At 59.4% G+C, this 625-nt stretch carries 1 protein-coding gene and 1 pseudogene; both read left to right on the top strand.

Going from position 1 to position 625, the window contains the following annotated elements; all coding sequences use genetic code 11:
- Positions 1 to 290: pseudogene (locus HMPREF1627_RS00985) on the top strand (tRNA (adenosine(37)-N6)-threonylcarbamoyltransferase complex dimerization subunit type 1 TsaB); the annotation flags it as partial.
- Positions 287 to 625, top strand: a 339-nt coding sequence (locus tag HMPREF1627_RS00980) for a GNAT family N-acetyltransferase (RefSeq protein WP_158705791.1), incomplete at its 3' end; no start/stop codon positions are given. The pseudogene HMPREF1627_RS00985 and the gene HMPREF1627_RS00980, both read left to right, overlap by 4 nt.

The following is a 625-nucleotide window of genomic DNA, read 5'->3' as shown; positions in this document are numbered from 1 at the left end:
ATTGGGCGCACGTGCGCGCAGCTGGCCCAAACGACGTTGAGATACTTGAAGGCCCTGCCGTAAACACCGCAGATTTTGTGGCCAATAAGTTCCAAGGTAGCGGCGTTGAGTTCGCGGGCCCGGCCTGCCAGATTTACTCCGACGCTTTGCCGAGCACTCGCGACGCTCAAGGTTTTGACGTGGCTGTGGCTGCGCGGATTGTGCGCGCTCGCCTTGAAAATGGGGTGGAGGACTTTCCGGTAGATCCGCAGTATCTGCGCCGCCCGGATATTCACGGCGAAAAGAAGTGAGCCTGGATCCCGCCCCGGTGGTTTTAACCGCGGCGAACTTAGAACAGGTGCTGCACTTTGAACAGCAGGTTTTTCCAAAAGCCGACCAGTGGAGCCGCGCCAGCTGGATCGCGGAGCTCTCTAGCCCAAATCGCATCCACTTTGGAATGTTTGCCCGCGACGTGCTGATTGCCGCCGCGGGGGCTTCCATAAACGAGGTGGCCGATGTGCTGACCATAGGCGTGCTACCAGAATACCGGGGCCGGGGGATAGCAGGCGCATTACTCGATCACCTGTTGCAGGTGCTTAGAAGCGCCCGGTTTTTCACGCCGAGCCAGGTGCACTACCTGATGCCT

The sequence above is a fragment of the Actinomyces sp. S6-Spd3 genome (genome assembly GCF_000758755.1).
Taxonomy (GTDB): domain Bacteria; phylum Actinomycetota; class Actinomycetes; order Actinomycetales; family Actinomycetaceae; genus Pauljensenia.
The sequence above is the reverse complement of the archived record's forward strand: the minus strand, read 5'-3'. Positions and strand labels throughout refer to the sequence as shown.